Annotated in this window: 1 pseudogene; it reads left to right on the plus strand. The window is 31.5% G+C overall.

The window, feature by feature from the left end:
* A pseudogene (locus tag B4H69_RS04060) lies at nucleotides 1–815 on the plus strand (SusC/RagA family TonB-linked outer membrane protein); the annotation flags it as partial.

Genomic DNA, 815 nt, shown 5'->3' on the forward strand with positions numbered 1-815 from the left:
GGACGTTCAGAGAACGGAATGGGCTATAATATTGGATTAGGTGCTCAAAAAGAGAAAGGAAATTTACAAAATGAAGCTTTAGATAAATACTCTGTAAATATTGGTGTTGATCATAGAATCAATGATAAATTTTCGGTTGGAATTAATCTTAATGTCGCATTAACAGAACAACAAGATGGTTCTGATATCGCTATGCAAGAGGCTTTCAGATTAAATCCATTCTTGAATCCTTATCAATACGAAAGTACTGAATTAGCTGCTTTACCAGGAAAATTAACTAATCAACAAGGTGCATTTATCATCGATAAAACATCTACTTATAATCCTCTTTTAGAGATTAAAAATACAGTAAATGAAACTAGAAGATGGAATGGTATCGGGAATTTCTTTTTCGAATATCGTCCATTAGATTGGTTATCTTTAAAAACAACCTATTCTGCAAACTATGACACAAGAAGAAAAGGTGAATCGTGGGGTGCTTTGACATCTGTTGGAGCAAGTAATAACAATTTGTCTTCTGCAGCAATTAATAAATCTGAGAGATTTAATTATACATGGGATAACCAGGTTAATGCAAATTTTGAGATTAATGATATACACAAATTCAATATTCTAGCTTTACAAAGTATTTACGAAAGTAGATATGAATCTTCATTCCAAAGCTCTAGAAATATTCCTTTTGAAACTGGTTATCACAATATAGGATCAGGAACGCAAGAAACGTATAATATTGGTTCCGATTATATCAAACAAGCTTTGAGTTCATATGCCTTACGCGCAAATTACTCTTTATTAGACAAATACTTATTTACTTT

This window comes from Empedobacter sp. UBA6745, assembly GCF_002453775.1.
Taxonomy (GTDB): Bacteria; Bacteroidota; Bacteroidia; order Flavobacteriales; family Weeksellaceae; genus Empedobacter; species Empedobacter falsenii_C.